At 49.5% G+C, this 24,515-nt stretch carries 29 protein-coding genes; 10 read left to right on the top strand and 19 right to left on the bottom strand.

Annotated features, from left to right (window positions below):
• Positions 1–8 precede the first annotated feature (8 nt).
• The 12 genes from ACJJIL_RS15135 to ACJJIL_RS15190 form a co-directional block, all read right to left on the bottom strand.
• Entirely contained in the window at positions 9–449 is a 441-nt protein-coding gene (locus ACJJIL_RS15135; RefSeq protein WP_445360090.1) for a hypothetical protein, read from the bottom strand.
• A 109-nt stretch (positions 450–558) separates the two neighbouring features.
• Positions 559–939, bottom strand: a complete 381-nt coding sequence (locus tag ACJJIL_RS15140; protein ID WP_445358792.1) for a hypothetical protein — start codon at positions 937–939, stop codon at positions 559–561.
• A 50-nt stretch (positions 940–989) separates the two neighbouring features.
• Positions 990–1,835, bottom strand: coding sequence for an IS3 family transposase (locus ACJJIL_RS15145; protein WP_445360091.1), 846 nt, complete (start codon positions 1,833–1,835; stop codon positions 990–992).
• Positions 1,836–1,843: 8 nt separating this feature from the next.
• Positions 1,844–2,152 carry a transposase gene (locus ACJJIL_RS15150; protein WP_445360092.1) on the bottom strand — a complete coding sequence of 103 codons (309 nt, stop codon included), beginning with the start codon at positions 2,150–2,152 and terminating at the stop codon, positions 1,844–1,846.
• 218 nt (positions 2,153–2,370) lie between these two features.
• On the bottom strand, positions 2,371–2,787 hold the full coding sequence (locus ACJJIL_RS15155) for a hypothetical protein (RefSeq protein ID WP_445360093.1): 417 nt from the start codon (positions 2,785–2,787) through the stop codon (positions 2,371–2,373).
• Positions 2,788–2,890: 103 nt separating this feature from the next.
• The gene (locus ACJJIL_RS15160; protein WP_444895873.1) at positions 2,891–3,385 is read right to left on the bottom strand and encodes an NUDIX domain-containing protein; all 495 of its coding nucleotides are present in this window, start codon (positions 3,383–3,385) and stop codon (positions 2,891–2,893) included.
• Positions 3,382–3,672, bottom strand: a complete 291-nt coding sequence (locus tag ACJJIL_RS15165) for a hypothetical protein (protein ID WP_445354762.1) — start codon at positions 3,670–3,672, stop codon at positions 3,382–3,384. Before ACJJIL_RS15165 ends, ACJJIL_RS15160 begins: the two co-directional genes overlap by 4 nt.
• A gap of 542 nt (positions 3,673–4,214) precedes the next feature.
• The gene (locus tag ACJJIL_RS15170; RefSeq protein WP_445360094.1) at positions 4,215–4,613 is read right to left on the bottom strand and encodes a hypothetical protein; all 399 of its coding nucleotides are present in this window, start codon (positions 4,611–4,613) and stop codon (positions 4,215–4,217) included.
• Between the two features lie 205 nt (positions 4,614–4,818).
• Complete coding sequence (locus tag ACJJIL_RS15175; RefSeq protein WP_445360095.1) at positions 4,819–5,145, bottom strand: hypothetical protein; 327 nt, start codon at positions 5,143–5,145, stop codon at positions 4,819–4,821.
• A gap of 117 nt (positions 5,146–5,262) precedes the next feature.
• The gene (locus ACJJIL_RS15180) at positions 5,263–5,577 is read right to left on the bottom strand and encodes a hypothetical protein (RefSeq protein ID WP_445360096.1); all 315 of its coding nucleotides are present in this window, start codon (positions 5,575–5,577) and stop codon (positions 5,263–5,265) included.
• 42 nt (positions 5,578–5,619) lie between these two features.
• Positions 5,620–6,165, bottom strand: coding sequence for a hypothetical protein (locus ACJJIL_RS15185; RefSeq protein ID WP_445360097.1), 546 nt, complete (start codon positions 6,163–6,165; stop codon positions 5,620–5,622).
• Positions 6,166–6,624: 459 nt separating this feature from the next.
• The gene (locus ACJJIL_RS15190; protein WP_445360098.1) at positions 6,625–7,548 is read right to left on the bottom strand and encodes a hypothetical protein; all 924 of its coding nucleotides are present in this window, start codon (positions 7,546–7,548) and stop codon (positions 6,625–6,627) included.
• An 830-nt stretch (positions 7,549–8,378) separates the two neighbouring features.
• Between ACJJIL_RS15190 and mutS the strand changes: the two genes are divergently transcribed.
• The 4 genes from mutS to ACJJIL_RS15210 all read left to right on the top strand — a co-directional run bounded on the left by mutS (position 8,379) and on the right by ACJJIL_RS15210 (position 12,456).
• Positions 8,379–11,030, top strand: coding sequence for a DNA mismatch repair protein MutS (gene mutS, locus ACJJIL_RS15195; RefSeq protein ID WP_445360099.1), 2,652 nt, complete (start codon positions 8,379–8,381; stop codon positions 11,028–11,030).
• Positions 11,031–11,169: 139 nt separating this feature from the next.
• A complete protein-coding gene (fdxA, locus tag ACJJIL_RS15200) occupies positions 11,170–11,493 on the top strand; it encodes a ferredoxin FdxA (protein ID WP_108732342.1) in 324 nt (107 codons plus the stop codon).
• A gap of 63 nt (positions 11,494–11,556) precedes the next feature.
• On the top strand, positions 11,557–12,252 hold the full coding sequence (locus ACJJIL_RS15205) for a polysaccharide deacetylase family protein (protein ID WP_445360100.1): 696 nt from the start codon (positions 11,557–11,559) through the stop codon (positions 12,250–12,252).
• 45 nt (positions 12,253–12,297) lie between these two features.
• On the top strand, positions 12,298–12,456 hold the full coding sequence (locus ACJJIL_RS15210; protein ID WP_282931841.1) for a DUF1328 domain-containing protein: 159 nt from the start codon (positions 12,298–12,300) through the stop codon (positions 12,454–12,456).
• A 25-nt stretch (positions 12,457–12,481) separates the two neighbouring features.
• Here ACJJIL_RS15210 and ACJJIL_RS15215 read toward each other — a convergent pair whose 3' ends face one another.
• Positions 12,482–13,024 (bottom strand): carboxymuconolactone decarboxylase family protein, encoded by a 543-nt coding sequence (locus ACJJIL_RS15215; protein WP_444898118.1) that lies wholly within the window; start codon positions 13,022–13,024, stop codon positions 12,482–12,484.
• An 82-nt stretch (positions 13,025–13,106) separates the two neighbouring features.
• Between ACJJIL_RS15215 and dinB the strand changes: the two genes are divergently transcribed.
• The 4 genes from dinB to ACJJIL_RS15235 all read left to right on the top strand — a co-directional run bounded on the left by dinB (position 13,107) and on the right by ACJJIL_RS15235 (position 16,065).
• Complete coding sequence (gene dinB, locus ACJJIL_RS15220) at positions 13,107–14,183, top strand: DNA polymerase IV (RefSeq protein WP_444912464.1); 1,077 nt, start codon at positions 13,107–13,109, stop codon at positions 14,181–14,183.
• A 273-nt stretch (positions 14,184–14,456) separates the two neighbouring features.
• Positions 14,457–14,984 carry an RNA polymerase sigma factor gene (locus ACJJIL_RS15225; protein WP_444912463.1) on the top strand — a complete coding sequence of 176 codons (528 nt, stop codon included), beginning with the start codon at positions 14,457–14,459 and terminating at the stop codon, positions 14,982–14,984.
• 13 nt (positions 14,985–14,997) lie between these two features.
• Entirely contained in the window at positions 14,998–15,462 is a 465-nt protein-coding gene (locus ACJJIL_RS15230) for a hypothetical protein (protein ID WP_444898121.1), read from the top strand.
• 75 nt (positions 15,463–15,537) lie between these two features.
• A complete protein-coding gene (locus tag ACJJIL_RS15235) occupies positions 15,538–16,065 on the top strand; it encodes a hypothetical protein (protein ID WP_445360101.1) in 528 nt (175 codons plus the stop codon).
• Between the two features lie 89 nt (positions 16,066–16,154).
• Here the strand turns inward: ACJJIL_RS15235 and ACJJIL_RS15240 are convergent, their stop codons facing one another.
• Genes ACJJIL_RS15240 through ACJJIL_RS15265 form a run of 6 tightly spaced genes read right to left on the bottom strand, consistent with a single transcriptional unit; the run spans position 16,155 to position 21,209 of the window.
• A complete protein-coding gene (locus ACJJIL_RS15240; RefSeq protein WP_445360102.1) occupies positions 16,155–16,613 on the bottom strand; it encodes a MaoC family dehydratase in 459 nt (152 codons plus the stop codon).
• Positions 16,614–16,662: 49 nt separating this feature from the next.
• Positions 16,663–17,439: an SDR family NAD(P)-dependent oxidoreductase gene (locus tag ACJJIL_RS15245; RefSeq protein ID WP_444898124.1), complete on the bottom strand. Its 777-nt coding sequence runs from the start codon at positions 17,437–17,439 to the stop codon at positions 16,663–16,665.
• Between the two features lie 2 nt (positions 17,440–17,441).
• A complete protein-coding gene (locus tag ACJJIL_RS15250) occupies positions 17,442–18,218 on the bottom strand; it encodes an SDR family oxidoreductase (RefSeq protein WP_108732333.1) in 777 nt (258 codons plus the stop codon).
• Positions 18,219–18,242: 24 nt separating this feature from the next.
• Positions 18,243–19,295: a phosphotransferase gene (locus ACJJIL_RS15255; RefSeq protein WP_413664909.1), complete on the bottom strand. Its 1,053-nt coding sequence runs from the start codon at positions 19,293–19,295 to the stop codon at positions 18,243–18,245.
• On the bottom strand, positions 19,288–20,520 hold the full coding sequence (locus ACJJIL_RS15260) for an acyl-CoA dehydrogenase family protein (RefSeq protein WP_413664908.1): 1,233 nt from the start codon (positions 20,518–20,520) through the stop codon (positions 19,288–19,290). The genes ACJJIL_RS15255 and ACJJIL_RS15260 overlap by 8 nt, the downstream gene beginning before the upstream one ends.
• A 14-nt stretch (positions 20,521–20,534) precedes the next feature.
• Positions 20,535–21,209, bottom strand: a complete 675-nt coding sequence (locus tag ACJJIL_RS15265; protein WP_282931830.1) for a histidine phosphatase family protein — start codon at positions 21,207–21,209, stop codon at positions 20,535–20,537.
• 108 nt (positions 21,210–21,317) lie between these two features.
• Here ACJJIL_RS15265 and ACJJIL_RS15270 point away from each other — a divergent pair, with 108 nt between their 5' ends.
• Both ACJJIL_RS15270 and ACJJIL_RS15275 read left to right on the top strand, forming a co-directional pair.
• Positions 21,318–22,211, top strand: a complete 894-nt coding sequence (locus tag ACJJIL_RS15270) for a LysR family transcriptional regulator (protein WP_413664907.1) — start codon at positions 21,318–21,320, stop codon at positions 22,209–22,211.
• Between the two features lie 225 nt (positions 22,212–22,436).
• Complete coding sequence (locus tag ACJJIL_RS15275; protein ID WP_413664906.1) at positions 22,437–24,473, top strand: oxidoreductase; 2,037 nt, start codon at positions 22,437–22,439, stop codon at positions 24,471–24,473.
• Positions 24,474–24,515 lie beyond the last annotated feature (42 nt).

Here is a 24,515-nt window from a genome sequence, read left to right on the forward strand (position 1 = left end):
GGCTTTTGTTATTCAACATAAACTGATTTCTTTATTAAACTATATGTTCCCAGCCAAGAAGTCACTTTAATAGTATTAGCAAAGTGCCATTCGCTGTTTGTCTCAGGTATCTCACTGATTCCACATAGCGAACCACCCATGTAGTTTGGTATTTTATCCGGAATATCTTGCTTAAGAGATTTCGCTAGATCTCTATCGATAAGATATTCAATGGTCACTAGCTTTTCGTTGATTATATTCTCTAAAGTTTCAAAAGCCTCTGAAGCTGTCCAGAACTCGATAGACACTCTCTCAAACTTGACTACCAGCCGATCATAGTAGGAGAACTTCAGTTTTGTATCTCCCGTAGGAGATATTAACTGATAGGGCCAAACCTCATCTTGAGTTTCAGTTAAACTGCCTTCCCATTCAGAGAATCTGTTTAGTAGTTCTTTTATTTTCTCATGCATAGTTCGATTCTTGCGAGCCTAACGCTTTGCTAAACGGCAGCCGAAACGTAGTGTAGGCTGTCCGGTGGAGGCCACGCCTTTTGTGGCCGGAACGAATTTGAGCAACTTGTTAGCTTTGTGCTCCATAAAACAACGCCTTATCTTCAAAAGGCTCCTCATAAGCATTCAGGATATTGGATATCACTGCCGTACTGCGCCAGTCGTTTTTGTCGTGAGCAACTTTTAGTTTTTCTTGCAGATAATCTTTATACTTGGGAAGCTTTAAATGGTACATACAAACTTGGGCAAGCTCCCAGGTGCATTCATGATGATGCTCAAAGTCATCAATGAATGCTTTTTCTACGTTACCCTTCTCCATCGAGTTTGCTCGGTATAACTCAACAATCTGCTCACAATACGGAACCAAGCAAGGCGTTCCAGCGGAATCTGAATGGCCAAAAGCTTCTTCTGACTCTCTAAATATTTTTCTTAATCTATCCGTTAACTTCATTTTCTAAATACTTGGTGAGTGGTCTTGCCCACAAAAAGTAGACACTCTAACTATACGTATTTTCGTTCGTACTCTGCTGGACTTACATAGCCCAATGCAGAGTGCCTACGAACCCTATTGTAGAAAATCTCAATGTATTCAAACACCTCAGATTTTGCTTGCTCTTCGCTTTCGAATGTTACGGCATAGACCAGCTCGACTTTTAGCCTGCTAAAGAATGATTCCATTGCCGCATTATCCCAACAGTTAGCCTGGCGACTCATACTCGGCTTGCACTTGCTTTCGGACAAGAGATCCTGGTATTTCTGCGATCGATATTGCACACCCCTGTCAGAGTGAACTAGCAGCCCAGGCTTTATTGGTCGTCGCTCTAGGGCCATTTTCAATGCTCGACGTGTCAATTCATCGGTCATCTGCGAGTCAAATGCCCAACCTACAATACGTCGAGAGTACAGATCCATAACTACCGCGAGGTATAGCCACCTCTCCAGAACCCAGATATACGTAATGTCACTGGTCCAGCGGCAATTGGGTCGATCCACATCAAAGCAACGCTTAAGTAAGTTGGCGGAGACGTTAATGCTCCCCTCTACGGGCTGACTATATCGAAAGCCTTTGCCGTTTCTCGCTTTAATATGCTCCTGTTGCATAAGCTTAGCGACGTAGTTCCGCGAGCATGACTCACCTAACTCTTGAAGCTCGCAAGCAATTCTAGGCGCGCCATAACGACCTTTAAACTCAACAAACGTCTCTCGGATTTTCTCGATTGTTCGTATCTTTCTAATCGTGCGAGCAGATGGCAATCGCCCCCGCCATCGATAATAACCCGATCTTGAGACTTCTAAACACCGACACATCAAGCTAACCGGGAATGACCCTACATGCTTTTGTATCAATGCGTACTTTACTCTTGGTGGTTCGCAAAGTACGCAGCTGCCTTTTTTAGAAACTCAACCTCCTGACGAGCTTCATGCAGCTCCTTCTTGAGCTTGCGAACTTCAGCACTTTCCTGTTTGGAATAGTCGACACCGTCTAAACTATTGAACTGTTTATCAGACAGCCGATTAAATTGACGACGCCAGTTGTAGATCTGCTGTGCGCTGATGCCTAGCTCTCGCGCCACAGAAGCCGTTGTTGCTCCAGGCTTTTCCGCTCTCTTAACTGCTTCTCTGCGGAACTCCTCCGTATACGCCTGAGTTCTTTTCTTACCCATGATACACCTCCGTGTTAGGCCTAAACCTAACTATACAGGGTGTCTACTAAACGTGGGTAAGTCTTTGAGCTAACGCCCGCAACAGGGGCAACCAATGCTGTGTACATTTTGTGCGAAAATGGGAGCGCAGCGACCCGCACAGAATGTGCATAGCGTTGGGCGTCCCGCGGAGGCCCGCAGGGCCGGAGCATCCTGCTTGCGATTGTTATGAGCGAACTTCACTGTGGCGCAAAACTCTTAACTGAACTGATTGAGATTGATTTCTCACAGCCAGGATACAAGCCCGTTGAACAGCAATACTGCAAAGTAACAGCCATGTCATATCCGGACGCGGGCATGTGGAGCAAAACAGTTGGTTTAGAGCTACCGACTTGATAGTCCATCGAAGAGCCTGAAATTTCGTTTTTAGCAAGCATTAGACTGGTTTGAACTCGGCCAGCCATGCAATTCCCAAGTTTGTCGGAAAACTCAAGAAGATACAGATAATTTTCTGCGCTTCCCGAATCAATTTTTTTCAGTTGAATGGAAAGCGACTCGGCATTTTCTGGTGTTACCTCTGTATTTCGAGGAAGCCCATCAGCCATAGCATACCCACAAAACAAAAAGGCCATAATTTTCACAATGTGCTTAAACATGACTCACCAAGCTCATAACGCCGGTCACACAGGCGAGCGAAACGAAGTGTAGCGAGTCCAGCCAAATGCTGGTTTTTGCATTTGGCGATTGTGCTGGCCCTTGTTATGCATTTTCTTTCGCTAGCCATTTTTTGATCAGTGGTATTGAACCCTTCCCAAAGCTCCAAGACTCTAACTCTTTGCGAGATAGCAACTTGTATGAATCATTCTCTTCGTTGAGGATGATTTCACCCTCTGCTCTAGCATAGTACCCGATCATTACTTGGTTAAGGTTTTCATATATTGAGGTCGTGATAAGTTCAATATAGGTAGTTTCTAAATTTAGTTCTTCGCGAATTTCACGCATTGCGGCTTTTTGTGGATCTTCGTTAGTATCAATAAAGCCAGAGACTAAAGAATACTTCCAATCTGGCCACTCAACGTTATGAGTCACAATGTATTTTCCATCATGTTCCACCAGAACGATTGCAACAGGAGTAGGGTTTTCCCAGAAGATAAACTCGCAAGCATTAGTACTGCAGCATAGTTTATAACCTGACTCTACTAATCGTTCTTCAAGTTTGTGGCTACAGACTGGACAATATTTGAAACTGCTCAAACTTCAACCTCTTCTAGCTTTCTTTTAAGGTCATGGTTAATCTCTTTAGCAGAGTAAATCTTTGGCTTGCTTTTATAGCCTTCAGTATCAACTTGATAATTAATCGAGAACACTTCATCTCCATCTTTTTCAAGTTTGAAGCACAAAAATTCCTCCCAGCGTCCCGCCCAACCAGAAGTAACCGAAAGAGTGTAGCCGTCCTTTTGGTAGGTACTCCCCTTCAATTTATCAAATCTAGTTCTAGAAAACCCAAGATTTGAAACCAAATAGTCAGTAAGTTCTTTCATGTGTATAAAACTTAGCGTCTTGCTAAACGGCAGCCGGAACGCAGTGTAGGCTGTCCGGTGGAGGGCGCGATTTTGCGCCCGGAATGTATTTCAGCAACTTGTTATGAATTACTTGGTATTGGCTCATTCTAAATAGAACCCCCGAGCATAGTATGAAAGGAAGTTGCTACCCAGAGTAATTCCAGATGGGCCACAACATACCCAAGGAATAAACCCGTGGCCACCCCTAAATACTTGTATTTCACAAGCCCTCTATAGGTAATGACACCCCAAACAATGGGCAGAACAAATACGCCCCATGGAAGTGTATTGAGCCAAGTTTGTTGCTCATTAAGAAACAAAACAAAAATTGCATCTAACACAATTAGGTAAGCTAGGGAGACCATTGATGTACCTAGTAGCCAAATTGCAACCCTGCTCACGTTAGCTTTTCTTAGCTCCATACTCATGACTCATAACGACTACAACAGGGGCGGCCGGAGCGTAGCGTAGGCTGTCCCGCGAAGGGCCAACAAAGGCCCGCAGCAATCTGCTTGTACTTGTTATGAGTTTTTACACGCATGCTTTATTTCTAAATATTTTGTATTCATTTCTAAGTTAAGACCTCCTTGTTTAAGATCCCAAGGTGAATCAGGTGAAACCCACGGGTTTGAGGTTAGCGACCAGCATGCAGGAAGCTCAAATTCTTCACTAAAATTCTCTTCGGATTTTGCATATACACGCCAACAATAGCCAGTTGAGCCACGAGAAAAACTCTGAATTCGTATTACCTTTAATTCAGCCCCAACAGGCAAAGTGGTAGCAACACTCTTTTCCTCACGAAATGTCCCCCACATGCGAATGTAGCTCTCATCGGTACCAACAATGTATTCTTTTGAGGCATAATCTTCCCTTAAATATATATTGAATGGCTCGACCACTTCGAAACATTTATTAGCCACATTGCTCGCATAAGGTTCATTTGTAACGATTGACGAGCACCCACTAATACACAAAATGATTAGTATCAGACAGTTTCTCATTTAGACTCGCTCTGACTCATAACGCCAAGCTAAACGGCACAAAAGGTTGTGGCAGAGTGAAACGAGCCACGGCCTTTTGTGTCCGGTGGAGGCCCAACGGGCCGGAACGTATTTGAGCGCCTTGTTAGCAATACTTACTAATGGCATTACGCAACAACCCTTTATCTTTATACCCAATTTCACCTCTAAACCCAAGCAACGGTAATTTATGGAACAACTTAGATACATACTTAATCTTATCTAATCCAGGTGTAAATTCTGTAAAAGAAAACTCGTAAGTAAACCAACCTTTACGAAATTTGATCAAGCTATCCGTGTTCTCTAATACTTCTATACCATTCAAATTACAATAAGAAATGTACGAGCCTTCACCAGAGATATTCACAATCGAAAGCCGATTTTCTTCTTCTGATATTCTTGCTTCATAAACGCCGAAGGATACTCTAATCATGGTTTTGCTAACGCCCGCATAATCGGCCGACCGCGCGAAGCGTGGGCGGTCCGGTGGAAGCCACGTAGTGGCTGGAACGAAATTCATGCGCTTGTTATGTGATTCTAGAGAAAACATCTAAGGCTTACTCCGAATTTCGATTACACCACCTTCTGGGGGATTGATTAAATCAAACTCGAACTCACCAGAAATTAATACCTGATCAACTCCTTCGTTGACCAATGACACAACTTCATTAAATGCCTCGGAATTTAAGACACGATACGGCCCATAAATATAAAAATTGTCAGTGCTTACCTCTATAATTTCAAACACTTCCACTCTTTTTTCATTACTTAAAATCATTGGCTTTTCACATAACGCCCAGCGCAGGCGCAACCAGCGCGGAGCGCTTTTTGTGTTAATGTTTGAGCGCCAGCGAGTTACACACAAAGTGCGTAGCGTTGGCTGTCGCTCTGCCGCTGCTTGTTATCTCTATGCGGTCTTAAGCACTAGCCACAACAGGAGTGGTGAGGCTACTATCATGACTATTCCAACAATACGCTCCGAACCAGAAATTAGGCTCTTTAATTGACCGTTTGCAATTACTGCAGTCGCCATCCAACAAATTAGTGCGATAAAAACTAGATACAATGACATAAGAAACACGTGAATTGCACCGGACTTGTATCCAGAAAGAGCGGCGGCGATCGCTAATCCGTTAAACAATCCAAAAGCTACGGCGGAAAATGTAATGCCAAATTTAGCTGGGGCATTAACTACATGTTGAACTATAAGTTCTTTCCACCACACTACTTCACTGGCGCCGAAAATTAGTAGGTATAATCCAGAAGCTAAAATGACCATCGAGAACAATACACATATTGTCTTTATGGCAGCACTCTCGAAGAAAACATCTTCAATTTCCTTTTTAAAGGGAAGAAAGCTTAAGTTTTCAATGGCCAGCATTAATAGAAGTCCCCAGATAAGGAAAGGGATAGCTTCCTTGCCGAATGAAATAGTTATTTGCTTAAAATCCATACTCTCTCCTAGAGATAACGCTGCTAGCAAGGGCAGCCGAAGCAACGCGTAGGCTGTCCAGCCCAGCCCCGAAGGGGTTGGGCGAGCTTGCCTAGCCTGGTTATGGCTGGCGCACTCGGGACTACTTACTAGCACTTTGCCAGCCACAGCTTGGCTGGCCGCTGCCCAATATTTACGAGGAAAGAATACCGTACTTTCCCCAATCAATTCCTATCTTATTGGCACTCCGCGAAATTGCAGCGGACTGCCTCTTTTTACAACACCCGAGCGAACCCTCTAGGAGAGAAACTACTTAAATAACAATCAGCAAAATTGCTCAATGCCGGATGCTATTTAGTGGCCTAAGCCTTCAGTTACCACGAAAAATCAATAAAACTGACCGCCACAATAACGCCCGCATTTGCGGCTGGTTTGGCGCGCAGCGGAAAACCAGTCCGACAACATGCGCTTGTTAAATGCTTACTCAGAACAATACTCATAACGTTCCGTGACTGTATTTTCCGGACTAATTGAATTCATAACTTGGCACATATGCTTGGGATCAACAGCCAGGCGCCCAAACCAACCTCCCCAGGCATAAACCTTTCTATCCATCAATGCCTCGATGGCGTCAGTGTGGTTTCTTCCTTCTTCCTCGCTTAACATAAGCGCATATGACAATTGCCTGAAACGATCGTACTGATTGAAATCTAAAGGAGCATTGCCAGATGCTTCGTCCAGAATCTTAAACATCGCTGATTCTATTTTGGACAGACTGTCAGCATAGTTTGCTGCCGCTGCCACCTGGGCGGCACTAGTTCCCAGTAGCGTACGATGATCTATCAGATGATAGGCATGCGATGCGTATGGTTTTGCTCTCTCTCCGTGTTGAGCTAGGGTTGTCATGGCAATTGGGCGAGGGTCCTGACGCTTTTTTGATCCTGTTTTGACGTAGTATGGCTGTTTTCGAAAAGCGACTTTAGAAATGCCCTCGAGCATATTATCGGACGGATTTTCCAGCTTGGCATACAGGCGCAATTGGTATAGGTCTGGTGTTGGGTGCACTGGCTCATCAGCGAGAAGCCTTTCTACAGCTTTATATAATCCCTCTGGCTTACAAATATATTTAGACTCCCCTCCTTCTCGCTCAAAAAAACCATTACTTAACTGTTTCTCAATGCCAATCTTTAGGGTTAGTAAATCTGTATCAAGCGCTAGTCCATAGAGTGCTTCAAGGTGGTCGAATACACTTTTAAATTTCTCATCAGCAGGTATGCAAGCGCGAGGGTAAATGTTAGCTGGCCGAATTTCGGCAAACGAATCGTCTTTTCTTTCCGAAACCCAGTAAGTGAAAATCGAACCTATCAGTGTGCCGAATAAGACAAGAAATAAAGATTTCACCATGTGGTTCTACTATCCTTGATGCGCATTTAACAGTTAATTCAAAAGCAGCGTCTATATATCACCCTTCTATATAATTCTACCGCCCTCAATCAAAGCCCGCTTAAAAACCCAATAAAATCAAAAAAATACATTGAGTGGCACGAAACGAAACAAGTAGATATAAAGCAGCGTCTTTATAATTCCGCGCTCTCCCTGCTTTATATCATTTTTCACATCCTTTAAAAATCAATAAGTTATAGAATTTTCCCCAGAAATAGGAGCAGCGTCTTTTGAATTCTGATATACGAAGCAGGACTTAGTTATCAGTGCTGTATTTCATCAGCCTACTATGCACATATGTCCCAGCTGGAGGGATGCGCTACCGCGTAAAGAATTGGCTTGCTTAGTACTCGACCTTACTGAGTCAGGAATCTTTTTTGTTGAGATCAGCAGCAGACTCATTAGAGCAAAGAAAAGTGACGGTCCTTACCTCAAAGAGGAAAACGTCCCGCTTCCCTACAAGGCTCTCATAAAATCACAGGGTCGCTGCAGGCCATCCCACTTGCAGTTGATAAGCCATCCATAGTGGTTTGCCCCCCACTCTGCTATTCTGCGCCCCCTATAAAGAAGCCCTTCGAACTTTGGCCTGGACCTTTCTGTTCAGATCTTTCCCGATTGTATGCTTCAGGAACATCAGGTTTGGGCTTGCCGTTCATTATTTGATCGAACGCTTCAGCTTATTAAGCCCCCGAGGAAACCTGCCCCCTACCCCAATCTGAGCCGGCCGCCACTCCTGCGGGGCTCTTGGGGTTTGCGAACACTTTTGTAACTTACTGATTTTCTTAGAAAAAATGCCAAAAACCGCAAACAAGACCAAGGCCGCGAAACCCGAACACACCCCCATGATGCAACAATACATGCGCATCAAGGCCCAGCACCCCCAAGAGCTGGTGTTCTACCGCATGGGGGACTTTTACGAGCTGTTCTTTGATGATGCCAAGAAGGCGGCTGAGCTGTTGGATGTCACCCTTACTGCCCGTGGCAAGTCCGGGGGGGAACCTATCCCCATGGCCGGTATTCCCTACCATGCAGCTGAGGGCTACTTGGCGCGGCTAATTAAAGCTGGTGTTTCCGTTGCCATCTGTGAACAAATCGGTGATCCCGCCACCAGCAAGGGGCCGGTTGAGCGCCAGGTAGTACGTATTGTTACTCCGGGCACGGTCACCGACGAGGCACTTCTCAACGATCGCCGCGATAACCTCCTGGCTGCTATTTCACACTTGGGCGATGTATTTGGCCTGGCACTGCTGGACCTGGCAACCGGTCGTTTTGTGGTTCAGGAAACAGATACTCTGGAAGCCCTGGCCGAGCAGGTGCAGCGCCACAATCCCGCTGAACTGCTTGCGCCGGAAGAGCTTAGCCTGCCGATTGAAATCGAACGCCGCGCGGGCGTGCGCCGCCGGGCACCTTGGGAGTTCGAGCTGGAGAGCGCTTTGCGTCTGCTCAACCAGCAATTCGGCACCATGAACCTGGAGGCCTTTGGTTGTAGCCATATGCACGGTGCTGTGATCGCTGCCGGCTGCCTGCTGCAATATGCACGGGACACCCAGCGTACCGAGCTGCCCCATATTCGCGGCCTGCTGACGGAAAGTGGTGATGAGACAGTCGCCTTGGATGGTGCCAGCCGCCGCAATCTGGAGATTGATCTGAACCTGAACGGTGGCGATGACAATACCCTCTTGTCGGTCTTCGATAGCTGTAAAACCGCTATGGGTAGCCGCTTGCTGCGCCGCTGGTTTAACAACCCCTTGCGCCAGCTGACTACCTTGCGCAACCGCCAAGATGCCATCGCAGCATTAATTGCCGATTATGGCTTTGAGCCTCTGCGTGATGCCCTCAAACCTGTGGGCGATATGGAGCGAATCCTGGGCCGTTTGGCACTGCGCTCTGCACGTCCTCGGGATTTGGCTCGCCTGGGCCAGTCCCTAGCTCAATTCCCAGAAATCCAGCAACAGTTAGCGGAATCTGACGCAACGTTATTGAATGAATTGTGCAGCCAGATCGGCGAGTGGCCAGAAACCGTAGAGCTACTGCAAGATGCCATTATTGAAAACCCTCCGGTAGTAATTCGCGACGGTGGCGTTATTGCTACCGGCTACGACGAAGAACTGGACGAGCTGCGCGCTATCAGTGAAAACGCCGGCGATTACCTGGTGCAACTGGAGCAGCGGGAAAAAGAGCGCACCGGTATTCCCACCCTTAAGGTGGGTTACAACCGGGTGCACGGCTACTTTATTGAAATCAGTCGCGGGCAAAGCGATAAGGCGCCAGCTGAATACATTCGCCGCCAGACCCTGAAAAATGCAGAGCGCTTTATCACGCCCGAGCTAAAGGAGTTTGAAGACAAGGCGCTCTCCGCCAAGAGCCGCGCGCTAGCTCGTGAAAAGGCATTGTACGAAGAGCTAATCAATCAGCTGAATGAGTCCCTGGCAGAGCTCCAAGCCGCCGCTGCGGGTATATCCGAATTAGACGTGCTGGCATGCTTGGCCGAGCGCGCTGACGATTTGCGCCTGTGCCGTCCCGAACTGGGCACTGAGCCTGGTCTGCATATTACCGGCGGGCGCCACCCGGTGGTGGAGCAGGTATTGGACGAGCCTTTTGTGGCCAACGATATTGATTTGCACAATGACCGCCGCATGCTGGTAATTACCGGCCCGAACATGGGCGGTAAATCTACCTATATGCGCCAGACAGCATTGATTGCCCTGTTGGCCCACTGCGGCAGTTACGTGCCCGCCGACAGTGCCCAGATCGGCCTGCTGGATCGTATCTTCACTCGCATCGGCAGTGCCGATGACCTGGCCGGTGGCCGCTCCACCTTTATGGTGGAAATGACCGAGACCGCCAATATCCTGCGCAATGCCACCGAGCACAGCTTGGTACTGATGGATGAGATTGGCCGTGGTACCAGCACTTACGACGGCCTGTCCTTGGCCTGGGCCTGTGCCCACTACCTGGCAGGGGAAGTGCGCGCCTTTACGCTGTTCGCCACCCATTACTTTGAACTGACTGACCTGCCCAGCCAATGCTCTGAGGCCGCCAACATCCACTTGGATGCCACCGAGCACGGCGAGGGAATTGTCTTCCTGCACCGCATCCAGGAAGGGCCCGCCTCTAAGAGTTACGGGTTGCAGGTGGCCAAACTGGCCGGCATCCCCAGTGATGTATTGACCGAGGCCCGCGCGCGCTTGGCAGCATTGGAAGCCGGCGCCCAGTCGGTAGATGTGCCAGCTCCTATTGCTACGCCTGCACCGGCCCCCAAACAGGAGCCGGAAGAAGCCGCTGTGCCAATGGCCGCGGGCCCTGGTTCCCCCCAGCAGGTAGATCTGTTTGGCAGCCCAAGCCACCCGGCCGTGGATGCCCTTGAGGAGCTTGATCCGGACGATTTGACGCCACGCCAGGCACTGGAAGCGCTCTATTCTTTACGCAAGTTACTGAAGTAAAAGACCGGGCGACCCTGGTCGCCCAATTCATCCTGTTATAAACAGTGAACTAAATCGACTGAAAAGCCACTACAATTCGCGCCAGTAATTGATAAAATCCGCTGCACGAAGAATTCAGTGGCACTATCGAGGGACAAACATGACATTCGTAATTGGGGAAAACTGCATTAAGTGTAAATACACCGACTGTGTAGAGGTTTGCCCGGTAGACTGTTTTTACGAAGGCCCCAACTTCCTGGTAATTCACCCAGACGAGTGTATCGACTGCGCCCTGTGTGAGCCGGAGTGCCCCGCCAACGCGATTTTCTCTGAGGATGAGGTTCCGGACGATCAGCAGGAATTTATCGAGTTGAACGCAGAACTCGCCGAGGTATGGCCCAATATTACTGAGAAGAAAGACCCATTACCGGATGCCGAGGAGTGGGACGGCAAGAAGGGCAAGCTGGACCAGCTGGAGCGCTAAACAAGTTCAAAGAAAAAAAGCCGTCATTGACGGCTTTTTTTCTATCTGTGGAAACCCCAAAAAATGAAAATAATAATTAATGCTATTTGCATTTGGCTTTTTGTATTTTCAACCTGTGCCCAGGCAATTACCGGCAAGGATAAATGGGTAGCGCTTATTTTTGATGAGGGGCCCTCCCCCGACAAAACCGAGCCACTGTTAAAGCGGCTCGAATCTTTGGACGTGACCGCCACTTTTTTCCCTACAGGGCAGGAAATGGAAAGGTACCCGGAGCAGACCCAGGCAATCATTCAGGCTGGACATCAGTTAGGCAACCATGGTTACTCACACACAAACCTTTCCCAGATGCCTTTGAGTAGTGCCAAGGAAGAGATTAAAAAAACCTGTCGGCTACTACAAAGTAATGGCTATACCAGCAAGCCCATGTTTCTCCCTCCTCACGGAAAGATGTCTGACGAGCTGGGCACGCTTTTAAGCGATCACCAGTTCAAGATTGCTCACTGGGATATCGATCCTACTGAGCAACTGCAAGCAGGCGGCGCTCAAGTCGCAGCTGACTATATATCCCAAAAGGCAAAAGACGGAAGTGTAGTTCTGCTGCACCCCATGTACGGTCAGCACCATCAGGTAATGGAGGCCCTGCCCCTCATTACTGCGCAACTCAGGCAAAAGGGCTTCCAGTTTGCCACACTGGAGCAACTAACCCTCATGAAAGCAGGCGACCATTTGGAACCTGTGGAGCGGGACTCTATCAATTAGCGGAACGGGAGCCCAAGGCTCCCTCCACTATATTGGGAGCCTCTTATGTTGCGCTGGGCTGTCACCTTCCTGGTTATTGCGCTGATCGCCGCCTTCTTTGGCTTTAGTGGCATCGCTTCGACCGCAACTGAAATAGCCAAGATTCTCTTCTTTATTTTCCTTGTGATGTTTGTGCTGGCACTGATTTTCGGCAGACCCAAGTAGAACAGCCGCCCAAGGGCGCCTGTTATTACTTCTTGTGAGGCACTCGGGTCGGCGCCAGGCTGAGTACTTCAGCAATGTGATTGGCCCCCAGTACCATCTCCATTACGCCCAACGCCTCAAGAATCTCATCATCACCGGCACCGAGCTTTCGCGCAGCGGCAATCAGGTGCTCGCGATGGTCATCAGGGGCGCTGTTGGCATTGCGCGCCAAGTCAAACAGGGCGTGCTCTTTTTCAGAAAAGTGCACATGCTTGGGGTCAGTGCGAATCCGCATCACTTCATCCGTTTCCACCCCAAGCATTTGCAGGGACATACTGTGATGGTAAATGCCATAGTCACAGTGGTTATCGGCTGAGACTGCCAGGCCAATGGCTTCTTTCAGCTGCGCCGACAAACAGCCGTGAATCATCACCGTCTTAAACTTGTACCAGTTTGCCTCAAGCAATCCCGGGTGCTGGGCGTAGACACGGAACAGACTGGGGATTCCCCCCAGCTCGTCATCAATCTCAGCAAAAACCCTGGCTACATCATCGGAAGTTGGGTGCTCGACCAACGGAATACTGCTCATTATTCACCTACCTGTCATCGCCGGGTGTCCGAGTGGCATAAATTACTTTCTGGCACGACATAACACTGTATATAATCACAGCATGAGAAAGATTATCCACTGTGATTGTGACTGCTTCTACGCTTCGGTCGAAATGCGTGACGATCCCAATCTCCGTGGACGCCCCTTGGCCGTTGGAGGCAGTAGCGACCGCCGCGGAGTGATCTCTACCTGCAACTATGAAGCCCGCAGCTATGGGGTTCGCTCCGCAATGCCTACCGCCCAGGCCAAGAAACTGTGCCCTGATTTGATTGTAGTACCCGGCAACATGGCTAAGTACCGGGAGGTCAGCGGGCAGATACGGGAGATATTTCTCGACTACTGCGATGATATTGAGCCCCTATCCCTGGACGAAGCTTTCCTGGATGTCACCGACAGTGGCCGCTGCCACGGCAGCGCTACCCTAATCGCTGAGGAAATCCGGCAACGGGTGCGCGACACCCTGGGTATCACTATTTCTGCCGGGGTGGCCCCGAATAAATTCCTGGCCAAAATTGCCAGTGATTGGCAGAAGCCTGACGGATTGACAGTCATTACGCCGAGCGAGGTCGATCAATTTGTTTTGCGCCTGCCTATCAACAAAATACACGGCGTGGGACGGGTGACCGCAGAGAAAATGCATCGACAAGGCATTCGCACTTGCGCGGATTTACGCAATTTTTCGCAAGTTGAACTGAGTAAGAAGTTTGGCAAATTTGGCCGCCGCCTTTACGACCTTTGCCGTGGTGTTGACGATCGCCCGGTAAGCGGCGATGGCTCCCGCAAGAGTGTTAGTGTCGAGCGCACCTTTCGCGAAGACTTATCCAGTTTTGACGAATGGCTGGAACAGCTGACAGAGCTGTATATGCGTCTGCTGGAGCGGCTGGAAAAACTCGGCGATCGTTACGAAGTAAATGGTGCCACCGTAAAAGTAAAGTACGCGGATTTTACTACCAGCACCCACGAGCGCAGCAGCCGTGCCGGGCGTATTTCTGAATTCCGCCAGCTACTGCAGGAGTGTCGGGAAAAACGCCCTTCTCCCATCCGCCTTCTTGGGGTAGGCCTGCGACTCACAGACCTCCGGGCGGGGCAAGGCCCTGTTCAATTGCCACTACCTCTGCCGGAGCAAGCCTCTTTTTGACGTTTGATGGCTTAATTAGGCGCATCATCACCTATCGATAAATCTGGCGTTGGCCCTTACCCGAGCAACCACCTCTCAAACCAGGGGCAACTATACTTCGCAAGCCCGAAGATTCGTATCTGTCGTACCGTGACATCGGCTGAAATTATAAGTACTGGCCAGAGAATAATTGCGACGCAGAACCATACTACAATCTTCTTTATTGACGCCGCATAAACCAATACTCGGCCAGTGGTTCGAGGCGGGATAATTTGCGTACGGAGGCTCAAGACATTGTCTCTCAAAGAGTTACGCCAGCTATCTGACGAGGCGCTATTCCAATACTACAAGGAGTCGCGCAAACCTGCTGTGTTCCGTCAACTCTACGGCCGTCATAAAGATTCTCTGTATCGCTACTGTATGCAAATGGCGCCGTCTTCATCCACTTTACTCTTGCAAAAACTCTGGCGTGGTCTTTTGGAAAATCCGCCAGAATTGCACGGGCGCCTGCTTAAAAGTTGGCTTTACATCCAAGTCAATAAATTGCTCAAGCTTGAGGAATTTTCCAGTTCGAAGAAATCCGCGCAAGAGTCTCCACAGCAGAATAGAATTCTCGCAGCGATTCAAAATTTACCTTCTCAATTGCGCAATGTTTTATTACTGCATATGGAATGCAAGCTGCCACTGGCAACCGTGGCTGATATCGAGCAGCTATCTCTCAATAAATGCCGCACCCTATATCATCGCGCCCGAACCGCACTGGACGAAGCGATATACGGTTCGGAGAGAAGACCTTGGCAAGTAGAAGTTATCGAAGAGTAATCGAGTTAATGCTATGAGCAATTGGGAAAATCAATATTTTAAAGAAGCCGAGACGTTGACTTCCCCGCAGCAGCTGGATGACGATCTATATAAAACAGCCCAAACTTATAAGCCGAAAGTAAACGTCAATCATCTACTCTCTCGTGCAACAGTAAGTTGTAGCCTGGTAACCGCCTTGCTATTGCTTCTTCATCCAGCCCAACACCTAGGTGCCTTCACTCACAAAGCAAATTCCACCGAGCAGCATTTGTACGAGCCGGCGTTAAGGGATTGGAAAGAAACTGTGATGGCAGTTACCCCAGCGCCAGATCCCTGGCTCGCACTACGCAATCAGGTAAATAGTGGCGAGTATGTTGCCTTGTGCCACTATTGGCGGGCAGAACAGCAGGATGCAAGTGAAGAATCCCTACCCGATGAATTACGTAAAAGTGCTAAGCGTCACTGCCGGATTTTATCGAGCACGGCTTCAAGGAGCTAGAAACAACTGATATCAAGTTCAAGCGGCCAATTCGAATTCTCACTCCCTATACAGTCTCAACTTAGCCACTACACTGTGGTGGGCATCTACGGTGCCGGCGGTCCTTCTGCCGGAGAAAATCCGGTACTAAAATCGGTAATCAACCAACTTCAAGGGCGGATATTTTCCCACACACGAAAGCTAACTATTTACCGTCACCTTAAAAATGGGATTTCGCGCAAAAAAGCAGCGATATTGTTTGGCTACAGCAGAGGGGGAAATGCTGCAATAAAAATCGCCAATGCACTTGGTCGGCAAGGCATCTCTATACAATGCCTGGTGATATTTGATGCCCACAGCATCAATGACAAAAGAAAATTCAAACTCAAATATGACAATATCAAAAGGGCTTACAACTTCTTTCAAAGAAACCCCAGAACCGCCGGAAAATATGGCTGGTGGGGTATAAACCCCTACTGGGGATGCACCCTATTCTCACCATTTATCGAAGTCCAACAATTTGACTTTACTGGCGAGTACTACAAAAAAGGTATTCCCGCTTCTCACTTGAATATTGTTCGCATGGGTCTCAACACCCTTAAACAACAAGAAACATTTATGTAAACTCGCCTTAAAAAACTCTCAAACAGATCGAAACCACCACTTTCCACTGCGACTTAGAAAAATGGTGATCCGGCCTTATACTGACCCCACTAGGTAATCTGTAGGAAAATCCACTCTGCAACTAAAGCTGGCTTCGCCTCGCCCTCTATTTCCATAGTTACCATCAGTTTAATTTGATACTGGGAATCTTTTTTCTCCGTAATATCCAGTATTTTCCCGAAGACGCGCACCCGGCTACCGGTCTTTACCGGGTTGATAAAGCGGACTTTATCCAAACCATAATTCACCCCCATATAAGCACCTGTAACCGTTATCTGTAGAGCCCCTACAAAATAAGGCAGCAGTGACAATGAGAGAAAACCATGGGCAACCGTTCCCCCAAAAGGCGTTTTCGCAGCGGCCTCTGGGTCTACATGAATGAACTGTCGATCCAAGGTGCACTCAGCAAAGCTATCAACTCTCTGCTGGTCAACTTCAAACCAGTCTGTGGGCTCTGTTTCAAAACCAATGTAATAGCCGAGGCTATCAGGTGAAATTTCTACAGGCATCGAAGGCTCCTTTTCGATTCTCTATTCGCTTTCTCAGCGACTCCCAACCTCAATAGGCCGAGAGGCCGCCATCTACCGCTAATGCCTGCCCGGTAATGTAAGTCATTTTTGGGGAAACCAGCATCAACATGGCCGCTACGACTTCTTCCGGCTTGCCCAGGCGTTTCATCGGGCATCCCTCAGCGAGAAACGCTTGAACTTGTTCAGGGCTGGCATCTTCAGTTGCAATATCGGTAACCATCGGGGTCAGACAATAGAAGGGGCAAATCGCGTTTACACGGATACCGTACTTGGCGTTTTCCATCGCTGCCGTTTTGGTCAGGCCGATCACACCATGTTTTGCCGCGGCGTAAGAGGCAATCTTGGGAGCACCGCCCAGCCCCGCCATAGAAGAAACATTCAGAACAGCCCCGCCGGTCATCTTCAACAGGGGCAACTGGTGTTTAAGCCCCAGGAAAACACCCTTTAGGTTAACGTTGTACTGAAGGTCCATCATGGCCTCATCTGTCTGCTTGAGAGACATCATCGGAGGCGCGATTCCGGCATTGTTAACAGCGATATCCAGCTGTCCAAACTCTGACTGGGCCAGTTGCGCCAGAGCAGCGCAATCAGACTCTTGGGAAACATCACAGCGCTGGGCGCGCACAGCAATATTTTGGCTTCCCAGTTTGTCCGCCAACTGCATCAAGGCCTCTTCATTGATATCTCCCAATACCAAACGAGCGCCCCGAGAACCAAGTTCCTCGGCCAATAATTTTCCAAATCCACTGGCAGCGCCGGTAATCAGTGCGACTTTATCGCTAAAATCGAGAATTGGATCATGCATGGTTAAATCCCCCCACAAGAAGTCAAACCACCATCCACAACGACACATTCTCCAGTCGTATAACTGGAAGCATCGGAGACCAAATACAAAACTGTACCCGCCATCTCTTCCGGCTCCGCATGACGGTGCATGGGAATATGGCCAACCGCAGTTTTATAAATATCCTCGTGGGAAAACAATGCCCCGGCGAATTTGGTTTTTGTAAGCCCTGGTAGTAGAGCATTCACCCGGATATTAAATTGCGCACACTCCTTGGCAAACGCTTTGGTCATATTGACCACCGCCGCCTTGGTAATTGAATAAATACCCTGCCCTACACCCGGTTGCAAGGCATTCACTGAGGCGGTATTTACAATAACGCCACCACCCTGCTCTCGCATCAATTTGCCGGCTTCTACCGACATAAAGAAATAACCGCGTATATTGACCTCTACCGTCTTTTCGAAGGCCGCTAGATCAGTATCCAGAATATGACCAAAATAAGGGTTGGTTGCCGCATTGTTGACCAAAATATCCAAGCGACCAAATCGCTCGCGAATATCGCCAATAACCTGCTGGATATTATCCATATTGCCGATATGACAGGGGATCGCATCGGCACAGCCACCGGCATCTACAATTGCATCGGCTACGGCCTGACACCCTTCAATTTTTCTGCTGGAAACCAAAACATGGGCACCCTGCTCAGCCAAAAGTTTTGCGATGGCCTCACCAATACCTCGACTGGCACCCGTCACCAGGGCAATTTTTCCCGTGAGATCAAAAATATTCTTTGCCATTTCTTATCCTTATAATTTAACAAGTTAACCGTTAGCAGCGATATCCAATGCAGCTTGTGCGAGGGGTTCTACCAGGGCTCCCAGTTTTGCAGCATTTTTATTGGAGGCATTGCCGTCTTTTGCACGCTTCACCACCCCCTGAACAATCGCTGCCAGGCGGAAGAAGCTAAATGCCAAATAAAACGGCCAATTATCAATCCCATCAATACCCATTCGCTGGCAGTATTTGGCCACATACTCTTTTTCGGAGGGGATGCCCAAGGCCTTTATATCCAAGCCTAATAGGCCGGACATTTTGTCTTTGCCAGCGGGCATTCGCATTTGCATACACTGGTAAGCGAGGTCGGCATAGGGATGTCCCAGTGTGGAAAGTTCCCAATCCAAAAGCGCTATGACCTTGGGCTCCTGAGGATGGAAAATCATATTATCGAGCCGGTAATCACCGTGCACCAACGCGATACGCCCATCATCATCCGGTAAAACGTCACCCAACCAGGCCATCAACTCATCCATTGCCGCAATGGGCTCCAGCTCAGAGGCTCGATATTGAGTGCTCCAGCGGTCCAGCTGCCGCTGGAAGTAATTACCTGGTCGGCCGTAATCCGAAAGGCCTACGGCATTAATATCCAAACTGTGCATGGCCGCCAGTACACGATTCATTTCATCGTACATAGCGCTACGCTGCTCGGCGTCAACTTCCGGCAGTGCCGCATTCCAGAATATCCGGCCCTCACAATATTCCATTAAATAAAACATAGAACCGATCAGGTCCCGGTCCTCACAGAGGTGCAATACCCTGGGCACCGGCACTTTAGTATCGGCGAGTGCCGACATTACCCGGTACTCCCGATCTACGGCATGGGCAGATTTCAATAACTTGCCTGGAGGCTGGCGTCGCAAAACATAAGATCGCGCCGAGGTTTGCAACTTAAAAGTGGGGTTAGACTGGCCACCGGGAAATTTGGTGACCGTTACAGGCCCATTGAAACCGTCGACTTTGCCGGACAAATATTCTTGCAGTCGCTCAACAGGCAGCTCTTCCACAGAGCTGCGCAAATTGTTTACCGTCTCAGTCACTGAGTCCTCCATGATTTTCTGCGGCGGCATAGTGAGCTGCCAGGTTTCTGCCCAACTGCATCATATGAACTTGATCGGGGCCATCCGCCAGACGGATGGTCCGAGCATAGGCATAGTGATGGGCGAGACTGTAATCCTGCCCCAATCCTGCGGCGCCGTGAATCTGTATGGCGCGATCTATCACCTTACAAGCCATCTGTGGCGCGACAATTTTTATCATCGCGATTAAATCTTTGGCCGCCTTATTACCCAACCGATCCATTTGCGCAGCGGCCTTCAGAGTCAGCAGGCGCGCCTGCTCGATTTCGCAGGCGGATTTGGCAATATCTTCACGCACCGATCCCTGCTTGCTCATCGGGCGACCAAAAACTATGCGCTGCTCCGCGCGTGCCGACATCATCTCCAGCGCTCTTTGAGCCTGGCCAATTAACCGCATACAGTGGTGTATTCTGCCCGGCCCCAAGCGTCCCTGTGCAATTTCAAAACCGCGCCCCTCTCCAAGAATTAAATGGCTGGCAGGCACCCGGACATTTTCAAAAATCACCTCTGCATGCCCTTCCGGTGCATCGTCATAACCGAATACCGTCATCGGGCGAACTATTTTGACTCCAGGCGTATCGGTGGGTACCAGGATTTGCGACTGCTGCTGGTGACGATTGGGATTTTCCGGGTCGGTCTTACCCATCACGATCATCACTTTACAGCGTTTATTCATCAGGCCACTGATATAAAACTTGTGGCCGTTAATAACGTAACTGTCGCCATCGCGGGTAATCGACGTTTCGATATTAGTGGCATCGGAGGAGGCAACCCGGGGTTCGGTCATAGCAAAGGCAGAGCGAATTTTTCCATCCAAAAGCGGGGTTAACCATTGTTCCCGCTGGGCCTCAGAACCGTATTGAGCCAAAACTTCCATATTGCCGGTATCCGGGGCATTACAGTTAAATACCTCCGATGCAAAAAGTACTTTCCCCATTTCCTCAGCCAGGGGTGCATACTCCAGGTTATTGAGCCCGGCACCGTAACGGGAATCCGGTAAAAACAGATTCCAGAGTTCCGCTTCCCGGGCTTTAATCTTTAATTCTGCCAAAATCGCCGGCTCTCCCCAGCGATCCTCCTGCAACTGCTGCATAAATATCGCTTCGGCGGGATAGATATACTCCTGCATAAAATTTTGCAGGCGTTCCAGCAGTCCTTTTACCTTGTCTGAGTATTCAAATTCCATCGTTACCTGCCCAATCAACTGTAAGTGATATATTCGTGACGCCCATCCCGATCCAGGTGCGGCACATGATTGAAACTGTGCAGACTGATATTTTCTGCACTGAAAAATAAACGGCTAACGGCTGTGTTTTGGATTTGCATATTGAGATTGGCGACGGTGGAAATTGAGCCGCCCAATATTTGCGTCAACATCATGGCAATGGCACCGCCCGAACTAACAACCAGGGTTCGGCTGCCTTTGGGGCTATCGCAAATGTTTTTAAGTGCATCTGCGATTCTGGCTTCAAAATGCGACCAGGTTTCCGGTGGACTGATCTCACCGGCGGCCCAAGCCAGCATCCCCTTCTTCAGGAATCGATAAAAATCGGCGCGACTGGCACCTGCTCCCGGTGCCCGATCCGGGTATAGCTCGCTGTAATGCTTGGCAACCGCTAGAAAATCAAATTCATTAAGCTGGGGGAGTACACTGCGGGTATTTTCACCGGGGAGTTCCAGCCCCTCGCAAATGCCGTCCAAAGTTTGCCGGTGCCGGGTTAGGTTGCCACACAGCAACCGGTCGAAACGAATACCCTTATCCCGCCAGTATTCACCCAGCCAGCGCGACTGTTGCCAGCCGGTATCGGAGAGATTGTCATAGTCATCGGCCCCAAATGAAGCCTGTCCGTGACGTACCAGAATAAATTCAGCCACCTATTTCCCTCCCCTTTTGATCTCCCCAACCCTATCTCCAGCATTTGAATCATCAAAGTTTATTATGCGAATATTGAATCATTCATGAGAGTGATGACGGTGGCAGCAATGCAATTACAGCGAATCGACATGAACCTCTTTCCCGTGCTGGAGGCGATATACACAACCCGAAACCTGACTCGTGCCGCTGAGCAACTGCATATCACCCAGCCGGCTGTCAGTAATGCTCTCGCGCGACTTCGCCGTACGTTAGACGACCCACTATTCACTCGCAGCCCCACCGGTATGGCACCGACGCCACTGACTGAGGGCATTATGCCGAAGGTCCAGGAAGCTCTTTCTCTACTGGGGGCAAGCCTTAGCGAGCAGCGTCATTTTGTGCCACAGGAAGCCAGAAAAACCTTGCGGCTCTCCATGAACGATATGGCGGAGACTTTCCTTTTACCTAGACTGCTGGAAGTGCTGGAGCAGGAGGCCCCAGGTATCACTGTCGAGTCTTTCCAGGTCCCAAGGGAGCAGCTGGTCAAGGAACTGGCCGCCAACACCCTGGACTTTGCCCTAGATGTTCCCGTACCCACTTCCCCACAGATAAAACAACAGCGACTGATGAACGATCGCTACCTGTGTATGTTGCGCCAGGATCACCCCTTGGCGGATTCCGCCAGCCTTACCCTGGAACAGTACCTCAAGCTGGAACATATCCATGTCTCCAGCCGTCGCAGTGGTCCTGGCCTGGAAGATATTGCCCTGAACAAGTTAGGGCGCCGTCGCAATGTGAAATTGAGGGTCCAGCACTACCGGGTCGCACCGTTAGTGGTATTGAGAACCGACCTGGCACTGACAGTCCCCGCCAGCCTGGCGCGACAGTACTCAGCCCGATTGTTTGAGCTTCCGTTTCAAATACCGCAAATGGACTGGCACCTGCTGTGGCATAAAAATCAACACGACGACCCAGCCAATCAATGGCTGCGAAACAAGTTGGTAAGCTTGGTAGAGGAGTAAATGAGCCTCTGTATACGTCGAGACAGGGAACCCTTAAAAAACACTTTATTTATAGATGAGAATGGGACGCATCAAGGTTAGATAAGGCCCGTAATTGATCACTGAATTCGACCGGTTAAGTCACTGTTTCTCAGTGGGCCGTCTTGTTATCCTGCTGGGCAACGATATGCACTTTTTTGCATATACATAAATGAACCCTAAAGGTTACAAGAAGAGAAATTTGCCATGTCCCAAGCCTACCCTAATATGCTTGCCCCCCTGGACCTGGGCTTCACCACCCTGAAAAACCGGGTGCTGATGGGCTCCATGCACACCAACCTGGAAGAACACCCCAATGGCTTCACCCGTTTGGCGGCCTTTTTTGCCGAACGTGCCCGCGGTGGCGTTGGCCTGATTGTAACCGGTGGTATTGCCCCGAACGAAGAGAGTGGCGTATTCCAGGGCGCTTCGAAGATGACCACTTCGGAAGAAGCCCAGCAGCACCGCGAAGTCACCGATGCTGTTCACGCTGAGGGCGGCAAGATCTGTATGCAGATCCTGCACACCGGCCGCTACGCCTACAACGAAAACCTGATCGCACCCTCTCCCATCCAGGCGCCGATCAACCCCTTCACCCCGCGCGAATTGACCAGCGAGGAAATCGAAGGCCAGATCGATGACTATGTACGCTGCGCCACCCTGGCTCGCGAAGCCGGCTATGACGGTGTGGAGATCATGGGCTCCGAGGGTTACTTTATTAACCAGTTCATCGTGAAACGCACCAACAAGCGTACCGATGAATGGGGCGGCTCCTTCGAAAACCGTATCCGCCTGCCGATCGAAGTTGTGCGCCGCGTACGGGAAGCCGTCGGTGAGAACTTTATTATTATTTACCGCCTGTCCATGTTGGACCTGGTAGAAGATGGCAGTGACTTCGATGAAGTAGTGGCTCTGGGCCAGGCTATCGAAAAAGCTGGCGCCACAATTATCAATACCGGCATCGGCTGGCACGAAGCGCGCGTTCCCACTATTGCCACCAGTGTTCCCCGCGCGGCATTTACCGATATCACCGCCAAGGTGAAAAAGCACCTGTCTATCCCGGTAGTCGCCAGTAACCGTATCAATGTGCCGGAAGTCGCCGAAGAAGTTCTGTCCTCCGGCCAGGCTGACATGATTTCCATGGCACGCCCCTTCCTGGCAGACTCTGAGTTCGTCAACAAAGCCGCCGAAGGCCGCGCCGACGAGATCAACACTTGCATTGGCTGTAACCAAGCGTGTCTGGACCACACTTTCCAGCTGAAACTGACCTCCTGCCTGGTAAACCCCCGCGCTTGTCACGAAACCGAATTGAACTACCTGCCTACCGACAACGTGAAAAAGGTAGCTGTAATCGGCGCCGGCCCTGCGGGCATGGCCGCATCTACCGTTGCCGCAGAGCGTGGACACGAAGTAACCCTGTTCGAAGGCAGCGATAAGATTGGTGGCCAGTTCAATATCGCCAAGCAGATCCCCGGCAAGGCAGAATTCCAGGAAACCCTGCGCTACTTTAAGCGCCGCCTGGAAGTCACCGGTGTTGAAGTAAAACTTAATACCATCGCCACAGCGGAAGATCTGCAATCTTTTGATGAAGTGATTATTGCTACCGGTATCGAGCCGCGCACTCCACCGATCCCCGGCATTGAGAGCGATAAAGTCCTGGGTTACCTGGATGTACTGAAGCACAAAAAGCCGGTTGGCGAGAAGGTTGCCATTATCGGAGCCGGCGGTATCGGCTTTGATGTAGCGGAGTACCTAACCCACGATGGGCCCCACTCCACAGAAGATGAAGTGGTCGCCAGCGATAAGGAAGAGTTCTTCAATGAATGGGGTGTCGATATTGCCCTGGAGAATCGCTCCGGCCTGAAGCCACGCGAAGCAGTAAGCTCTCCGCGCCAGGTATATTTGTTGCAACGCAAAACCACCAAAGTGGGTGCAGGCCTGGGTAAAACCACCGGCTGGATTCATCGCGGAAGCTTGCAGCATCGCAAGGTAGAGATGATTGCCGGTGCCCTTTACGACAAAATTGACGATAAAGGCCTGCATATCCGCGTTGGTGAAGAGGAAAAGGTACTGGAAGTCGACAATATTATTGTCTGCGCCGGTCAGGAGCCTGCACGCAAGCTATACGAAGCTCTGCAAGAACGCGGCGTAACCACCCATCTGATTGGTGGCGCTGATGAAGCCGCAGAACTCGATGCCAAGCGCGCTATCGACCAGGGCTCACGTCTCGCTGCCGAGATCTAATTTCCCGGCGATCACAAAATAAAATACCCCCGTTGACCAGAG

Source organism: Microbulbifer maximicatervae (SeqCode) (genome assembly GCF_052468095.1).